Annotated in this window: 5 protein-coding genes; 4 read left to right on the top strand and 1 reads right to left on the bottom strand. The window is 36.8% G+C overall.

Going from position 1 to position 8996, the window contains the following annotated elements; all coding sequences use genetic code 11:
* Positions 1-459: 459 nt before the first annotated feature.
* The 3 genes from G6N06_RS17645 to G6N06_RS17635 all read left to right on the top strand — a co-directional run bounded on the left by G6N06_RS17645 (position 460) and on the right by G6N06_RS17635 (position 4377).
* The gene (locus G6N06_RS17645; RefSeq protein WP_163518033.1) at positions 460-1257 is read left to right on the top strand and encodes an AAA family ATPase; all 798 of its coding nucleotides are present in this window, start codon (positions 460-462) and stop codon (positions 1255-1257) included.
* Positions 1258-1337: 80 nt separating this feature from the next.
* The gene (locus G6N06_RS17640; RefSeq protein WP_163518032.1) at positions 1338-2264 is read left to right on the top strand and encodes a PfkB family carbohydrate kinase; all 927 of its coding nucleotides are present in this window, start codon (positions 1338-1340) and stop codon (positions 2262-2264) included.
* 214 nt (positions 2265-2478) lie between these two features.
* Positions 2479-4377 carry an amidophosphoribosyltransferase gene (locus tag G6N06_RS17635; protein WP_163518031.1) on the top strand — a complete coding sequence of 633 codons (1899 nt, stop codon included), beginning with the start codon at positions 2479-2481 and terminating at the stop codon, positions 4375-4377.
* 646 nt (positions 4378-5023) lie between these two features.
* Here the strand turns inward: G6N06_RS17635 and G6N06_RS17630 are convergent.
* Positions 5024-5632, bottom strand: coding sequence for a superoxide dismutase (locus tag G6N06_RS17630; RefSeq protein WP_163518030.1), 609 nt, complete (start codon positions 5630-5632; stop codon positions 5024-5026).
* Between the two features lie 211 nt (positions 5633-5843).
* Between G6N06_RS17630 and G6N06_RS17625 the strand changes: the two genes are divergently transcribed.
* Positions 5844-8990: a UvrD-helicase domain-containing protein gene (locus G6N06_RS17625; protein ID WP_163518029.1), complete on the top strand. Its 3147-nt coding sequence runs from the start codon at positions 5844-5846 to the stop codon at positions 8988-8990.
* Positions 8991-8996: the final 6 nt, after the last annotated feature.

Genomic DNA, 8996 nt, shown 5'->3' with positions numbered 1-8996 from the left:
ATAGGTTGGCAGATTCATCTGGCAACAAAGCTATGTTTTCAAGTCCGTTCGGCTGACAAACCTCTATAACCAACTAAATTTCAAATATTTCAAAGAACAATTTTAAGTTTTAATGGGACAGTAATGATAGTTTTTAAAAAGTGAAAGACGAAAGCGTGGCACCATCACCCCGAAATAGCTACTTATATTTGAAACCTCTCGGAAGCAAAGGTTTAGAAATATGTTTCTAAAGGTTTCTTGACGAATATGGCTTATTGGCACAGCTGCTTTTGGCACATAACTCTCTGAATAAAAACTGTATTGTCTTCAACTCTAATCATATTTGTGAGAATGCGCATCATTCATGTCAAACGGTTTTATGGCGTTGTGATAATTCTATTTACTTGTTGTTCTCCAAATTAAAAGAATTAAAATAAGTATCTTGATTCCTATAAATATCGTATTTCTTTGATAAAAACAATGTCCTACCTGTCTTCCATACATATTGAAACCAACAGAACCCATCCTTTCCCGTATGATATTCCCGCGATCAAATATGCGAAAAACACTGATGTATCCAACTCAATCACATTTCTGGTTGGAGAAAACGGTTCAGGAAAATCGACCTTGCTGGAAACATTGGCATGTAGATTACAGCTCCCTCACTTGGACGGCGCCGATTACAACAAACCTAGTTTTGATGCGGCAAAACGACTACTGCCCTATTTGGAGCTCACTTGGACCATTGAACGTCCTACAGGATTTTTCTTTAGGGCTGAAGATTTTGGCGATTATCTGAACAGTGTGAATAGAACAGATGCCCAGATTCAAAATAAATTTTCTGATTTGGAAGGCCATGTTCCGGATCACATCATCAGTCAAATGAAAGAAAATGCCAATTACCAACTGCGCTATATGCGGAAAAACTATGGTCAGGAATTAAATGCCTTTTCCCACGGGGAAGCCTATCTTCATATCATGGAGCAAATGATAAAGTCGCCAGGTATTTATGTATTGGATGAGCCCGAAGCCGCACTTTCTCCATCAAAACAATTATCTTTTATCTATTTTCTCCATAACCACCTGCAAAATCACTTATCCCAATTCATTATTGCCACACATTCCCCCATGCTGATGGCTTATCCTGGAGCAACCATTTATGAGATTACCAATGAGGCAATGCAGGCAACCCCACTCGAAAACACGGATCATTATTCGGTTACAAAATCGTTTTTAAATGACCCCAATGCCTTTTTGCGACATTTCAATCCCGAATAAACACACATAAATTCCTCGAAAATAGTGCTGAATTCGAAGCTAAAAAGCATTATCTTTGCACCAAATTTTGAAACCGCAATATGAGCAAATTAGTAATTGTAGGTACCGTTGCCTTTGACGCTATCGAAACACCTTTTGGAAAAACTGATAAAATCTTGGGTGGTGCTGCAACCTTTATAGGCTTGGCTGCATCCCAATTTAATGTAGATGCCGCCATTGTTTCGGTTGTTGGGGGTGATTTTCCTAAAGAATACTTAGACTTATTAGCTAATAAAAATCTTGATATTTCTGGTGTTGAAATTGTAAAAGAGGGCAAAACCTTCTTTTGGAGAGGCAAATATCATAACGATATGAACACTCGTGACACTTTGGCAACAGAGCTTAACGTCCTTGCCGATTTCAATCCCGTGGTTCCGGAAGATTATAAAAACGCAGAGGTAGTCATGCTCGGCAACCTGCATCCTTTGGTTCAAATGAGTGTTTTGGAGCAAATGAACAAAAAACCAAAAATGGTGATTTTAGATACCATGAACTTTTGGATGGATTGCGCTCTTGATGAATTAAAAGCAGTCATCAATAAAGTGGACGTCATTACAATCAACGATGAAGAAGCCCGTCAGTTGACCGGAGAATATTCGCTGGTAGTGGCCGCCCAAAAAATTCATAAGATGGGCCCAAAATATGTGGTCATTAAAAAAGGAGAGCACGGTGCCTTATTATTCCATGGCGAAAATGTCTTTTTTGCACCAGCCTTGCCTTTGAAAGAGGTATTTGATCCAACTGGTGCTGGCGACACATTTGCTGGGGGATTTGCCGGATATTTGACAAAAACGGAAGATTACTCTTTTGAGAATATGAAAACTGCCGTTATTTACGGTTCCACATTAGCATCGTTTTGTGTAGAAAAATTCGGAACAGAACGCATGGAGGAACTCCAAGACAGAGAAGTGTACCAGCGATTGGATCAATTTAAACAATTGACCAAATTCGAGATTATTTTAGAGTAATCAAAAAGTTTGTAAAGAACCTATCATTAGAACTAAAAAACTGTTTCATATGATTTTTAATAATGCTTCTTGGAAACATATAAAAAATGAATTGATATAAATCAACGCGCTCTAAATGGAGCGCGTTTTTTAATAACCCTAGTTTGTAATAATTCTCAACTTATTAAGACTAACCCTCAATAAACTGTAGCGAATCTAAAATTGAAAAAACCCAATGAGTGATGCGATAAAACATGAGTGCGGAATTGCGCTTATCAGACTTTTAAAGCCTTTAGAATTTTATAAAGAAAAATACGGCAGTGCATTTTATGGTGTCAATAAAATGTATTTGATGATGGAAAAACAGCACAATCGTGGACAAGATGGCGCTGGTTTTGCAAGCATTAAACTCGATACGGCACCGGGAGAGCGATATATCAGTCGTGTACGCTCTATTGCACAACAACCCATTCAGGACATTTTTGCCCAAATCAATGAGCGCATCAATAGAGAATTTACTGAGCATCCAGAATACACCGATGATGTGGCCTTACAAAAAAAGAACATTCCTTATATAGGAGAGGTACTTTTGGGACACGTGCGTTACGGCACTTTCGGAAAAAACAGTGTTGAAAACGTTCATCCATTTTTGCGACAGAACAATTGGATGCACAGAAACCTGATTGTTGCTGGAAATTTTAACATGACCAATGTGAATGAATTATTTGAAGGCTTGGTCAAAATCGGACAGCATCCAAAGGAAAAGGCAGATACCGTTACCATTATGGAGAAAATCGGTCATTTTTTAGATGATGCCGTTGCTAAAAAATACAAGCAATTGAAGCATGAGGGATACAATAAAAACGAATGCTCACCATTGATAGCTGACCGACTCAACGTTGCAAAAATCCTGAAACGTTCCGCAAAGGACTGGGATGGAGGTTACGCCATAGCTGGGCTTTTAGGACATGGTGACTCCTTTGTGTTACGTGATCCTGCGGGAATCAGGCCGGCTTACTATTACCAAGATGATGAAGTCGTGGTGGTTGCATCTGAACGCCCCGTCATACAAACCGTATTCAATGTCAACTTTGAGGATGTTAAAGAACTAACACCTGGCCATGCCATTATCACTAAAAAATCAGGAGAAACGAGCATTAAAAAAATACTGAAACCATTGGAACGCAAAGCTTGTTCCTTTGAACGGATTTATTTTTCTCGAGGTAGCGATGCCGAAATTTATCAAGAGCGAAAAAATTTAGGTAAACTGCTCATGCCAAAAGTCTTGGAAGCCATTAACTTTGACACGAAAAACACCGTGTTTTCTTATATTCCAAACACCGCAGAAACCTCCTTCTTTGGAATGATTGAGACCGTAGAAGACCATCTCAACAAAAAGAAAACCGAAGCTATTATTAGTGGCAATGGTGAACTTTCTGCCGAAAGAGTCACACAAATATTATCTGAACGTCCTCGAATAGAAAAGATAGCCATCAAGGACGTTAAACTCCGAACGTTCATCACTGAAGATAGCAGCAGAGATGATTTAGTGGCTCACGTCTATGATATTACCTACGGTGTCATAAAACCTACGGACAACCTAGTGATTATCGATGATAGTATTGTACGTGGCACCACTTTAAAGAAAAGTATCATTAAAATGATGGAAAGGCTCCATCCTAAAAAAATAATCGTCGTCTCCTCTGCACCTCAAATTCGTTATCCTGATTGCTATGGGATTGACATGGCAAAATTGGAAGACCTAATCGCATTTAGAGCCATGCTTGAACTGCTCAAGGAAAATGACAAATACCATCTGGTAGAAGAAGTTTATAAAAAATGTCTAGAACAAGTGCAGTTGGAGGACAAAGAGGTTAGAAATTTTGTCAAAGAACTTTACAATCAGTTTAGTGCAGAACAAATTTCGGATAAGATTGCAGAACTTATTTGTGACCCAAGCGTAAAGACAGAGGTCAAGACCATATTTCAGACCATAGAAAACCTACATATAGCTTGTCCCAAAAATTTGGGCGATTGGTATTTTACAGGAAATTATCCTACGGTTGGCGGAAATCGAGTTGTCAACAGGGCATTCATTAACTTTTACGAAGGAAATAACAAACGTGCTTATTAAATTTAAAAGAAGGCAATCAGCCACTTTATCTATCAAAAAGTCTTTTAATCGGATAATTTGGTAATTCATCTAAATTTTATATCAAGTTGTTGAAATTCAATATACTTTAGTATCACCATAACATAAGTAGGTTAAGTTCATGGTAGATTTGGGGCAAAAAAAGGTAAACTTCTGTTTACCTTTTTTTATGCCCTTTTTTAGTAGTGTTTAAATAAGCTTTTAAGTGTATAATATACTTCATTCAAATACTTACTTTCAACTCCAAGCAATTACTTTTAACTATGACACCTTCGATTTGGGTTTATTTACCCAAATTCATCATTCAGCCTAATTTATTCGTAGTTTATCTAATAAATTGAATTTTTACATTTTAGTCCACCTATATTTGTTTCACCATAACATAAGTAGGTTAAGTTTATGGTAGATTTGGGGCAAAAAAGGTGGACACTCGTCCACCTTTTTTCATGAATACCCGTGAAGGCGAGTATCTCAAAATTCAAATCCCAACATGGACTTTTTCAAAAATCCACAATTCCACATAAAAAAAGCGAACCTTTTTAGATTCGCTTAGCTTGCTATAAAGTATTAAAAAACCTACAAGATTTTAAAAACCTTGTAGGTTGGTATATAAGCTTTTTAGAAAATCTTATTTCGCTTCCGCATAACGTCTTTCAACCTCATTCCAATTGATCACATTAAAAAATGCATTGATATAATCAGGTCTTCTGTTTTGGTATTTCAAGTAATAAGCATGCTCCCAAACATCCAATCCTAATATTGGTGTTCCACCACATCCAACCCCTGGCATCAACGGATTGTCCTGGTTTGGAGTTGAGCAAATTTCTACTTTTCCGCCTTTGTGTACACATAACCAAGCCCATCCAGAACCAAATTGGGTTGCAGCAGCTTTACTGAACTCATCTTTAAAAGCATCAACTGAATCATAGGCTGCTTCAATAGCATCTTTTAATTCTCCTGACAAACGTCCTTTGCCTTCTGGATTCATAATTTCCCAAAATAGGGAATGATTGTAGAAACCACCACCATTATTTCTAACAGCTTTTTTATCCATATCCAAGTTGATCAAGATATTTTCAATAGTTTTTCCTGCCAAATCAGTGCCTTCAATAGCAGCATTTAGGTTATTGGTATATCCTTGATGATGTTTTGAGTAATGGATTTCCATTGTTTTTGCATCAATATGAGGCTCCAAGGCATCATACGCATATTTTAATTTCGGTAATTCGAAAGCCATAATGTATCTGTTTTTAAGTGTTAATATTTATTCAAACCAAATTTACGCATAAAACTGTGCATTAAAAAATATTAAAGGCTTCGTATCTAACTGTTAAGAAAAGTTTAACGTTGGCCACAGCCACTGTATAAAAAGCACTTGACCACTGAAAAGTTTAAATTTCCTCATATAAATCAAGTATAGTTTTTATCTTGTATGAAAAATCAAAACAATGGAAGTCAGACAACCTTTCCTCATCTATAATGCTTCGGCCGGAAGTGGAAAAACTTTTACCTTGGTAAAGGTATATTTAAAAATACTGTTTACTTCCAATCAGCAAAATGCCTTTAAAAATATATTGGCTTTAACATTTACAAATAAAGCCGTTGCTGAAATGAAAGAACGGGTCGTAGAAATGCTTATCGCATTTTCAGATCCTGATATTTTAGAAAGACCAACCCCAATGTTCGAGATTCTATCTAAGGAACTCAATATGGAACCCAAAACACTTCACGAAAAATCGAAAATTATCCTAAACACCATTGCCCATAACTATGCGGCATTTGACATATCTACCATTGACAAGTTCAACCATAGGCTTATAAGAACCTTCGCCCACGACTTGAAACTACCTCTCAATTTTGAGGTAGAATTGGACACCAAGACAATTCTTTCAAAAGCTGTGGACCAATTGATCGATAAGGCTGGAACTGAAAAACAACTCACAAAAATACTTGTTGACTTTGCCATTGAAAAAGCCGATGATGACAAAAGCTGGGATGTGGCCTTCGATTTTAATCAAATTGCGCAAGTGCTCATCAATGAAAATGACATTCCGTATTTTGAAGCTTTAAAGGACAAGTCTATTGAAGATTTTAAAGGTCTAAAAACGCAACTCTTAAAAATTATCAAGACTCAGGAATTAGATGTCGTTGAAAAATCACAACACGTTTTAAACCTTTTAGATGAAAATGGCTTGGAGCACAGCGATTTTTCAAGAAACTCATTGCCTAACCACTTTCTTAAATTAAGGGATAAGAATTATGATCTTAAGTTTGACAACAAATGGCAGTTGGAAATTGAAGACACAAAGCTCTATCCAACAAGAGTTTCGCTTGGCACCGCTGCAACTATTGATACTATACAGCCCATTTTAGTTGCTGCCTTTCAAGAAACCAAAGAGCAAGTGTACCAACTGAAGTTCTTAAAGAACATCATGAATAACCTCACGCCTTTATCTGTATTGAATGCCATATATAAAAGTCTTCAGGAGATTAAAGTCGATGAAGATTTAATCCTCATTTCAGAATTCAATTCACTTATCAGCAATGAAATAAAATCACAACCAGCCCCATTTATCTACGAACGGATCGGTGAAAAATACAGGCATTACTTTATTGATGAGTTCCAGGACACTTCTGTAAAACAATGGGAAAACCTTATTCCATTAATCGAGAATGCCATCTCAAGTCAGAATTTAAAAGGTGAAACAGGCTCGGCAATGCTGGTGGGCGATGCAAAACAGGCTATCTACAGATGGCGCGGTGGCAAGGCCGAACAGTTTATTGACTTATATACCAAACGAACACAACCATTTCACATTGAACAGCATATTGAAGACTTACCAACCAATTATAGAAGTTTAGAGACGATCGTAAATTTCAACAATGATTTCTTCAAGCACACTTCCTCTCTTGCGTTTTCCAATAGATCACATCGAGAAATTTATGAAGCCAGTCGGCAAAATTTTCATTTGACAGGTGATGGTTATATTGAGCTTTCGTTTTTAGAGTTTGAATCTGAAGACAAAGACGCTATTTATGGAAAAAAAGTGTTGGAAGCGATCCAAAAGGCTCAGGAAAACAAGTTTGAATTGCGGGATATGTGCATCATATCTCGAAAATCTAAAGAAGGGACCGCTCTTGCTGAATATTTGAGTGTTAAAGGAATTCCCATCATTTCTTCCGAATCCTTGCTGCTAAAAAATTCACCCGAAGTCCAATTTCTCACCAACACCATCGCATTAGCCTCTCAACCTTATAACGAGATGTTGAAAATTGAGGTCTTAAGTTATTTGGCTGACCAGCACATTCAATTGGATGATAAACATCTGTTTTTTGACAACCTTGTACATTTGGAGGCTTTTGAAATGTTCAAAGCACTCAGTAAATACAATCTGTTTTTCGATTTTAATCAATTTTTACAACTTCCATTTTACGAAGCTGTAGAAAGTGTGGTCAGACAATTTAATTTAAACAAAACCTCCAACGCCTATATTCAGTTTTTCTTGGATGAAGTTTTGGACTATTCGCAGAAGCACAATGCCAGTTTTTCTGATTTTATTTCACATTGGGAGATTAAAAAAGAAAAACTATCCATTACTTCTCCTCAGGGTAATAACGCGGTCCAAATTATGACTATCCACAAATCTAAAGGTTTGGAGTTCCCGGTTGTAATTTTCCCTTATGCCAATCAGGATCTTTATTTTGATATGTCCCCTAAAATGTGGTTTCCTGTCAATCCGGAGATATTCAATGGTTTTTCAAATGTATTCATCAATGTCAATAAAGATTTGGAAGGTCTTGGAGAATTAGGACAAAGCTTGTATGCCGATTATAGGGCACAATTAGAATTGGATAGCATGAATCTTCTGTATGTTGTCCTCACCAGAGCCGTGGAACAGCTGTATATTGTATCTGAATACGATGTTGATAAAGGGCAAAACGAAAATCCTAACGTGTATTCGGGTTTATTTATCAATTATCTTAAATCGGCTGGATTGTGGAATGATGCCGAAAAAACCTATACGTTTGGAGATCCGACTCGGGTTTTACCCACAAAAAAAGTAGAAGAATCCACTCTTCAGAAACGCTTCATTTCGGTTGCTAAGGAAAATCACGATTTACGGATTGTCACCAATACTGGTTACCTATGGGACACAGAGCAAGAAGCCGCCATTGAAAAAGGAAACTTGGTACATTTAATCATGTCCAAGATCAAAACAGAAAATGACATCAATTTTGTTTTTCAAGAACTTGAAAGCAAAGGGGATCTCAATGCCCATCAAAGTTCAGAACTACAACCAATCATAATGCAAATTGTCCGTCACGAACAATTGAAAGACTTTTTTCTACCTGATCTTACTGTTTATAATGAAAGGGATATTCTCATATCAGGGGGGCTTATTTCACGACCGGATCGCATTATTGTCAACAATAAATTAGAGACAGTTATTATAGATTACAAAACAGGTGCTGTACGTCCATCACATCAAAATCAAATCATGGAATATCAAGTTATTCTTGAGGAAATGGGTTTTAATGTAGTAAAAAGAATACTTGTATACATTAATGAGGATATTCAAGTAAAAGAATTTTAACTTTGT

This window comes from Gelidibacter japonicus (assembly GCF_010725055.1).
Lineage (GTDB): Bacteria > Bacteroidota > Bacteroidia > Flavobacteriales > Flavobacteriaceae > Gelidibacter > Gelidibacter japonicus.
Note: the sequence above shows the minus strand (reverse complement) of the source record. Positions and strands in the feature narration are given on the sequence as shown.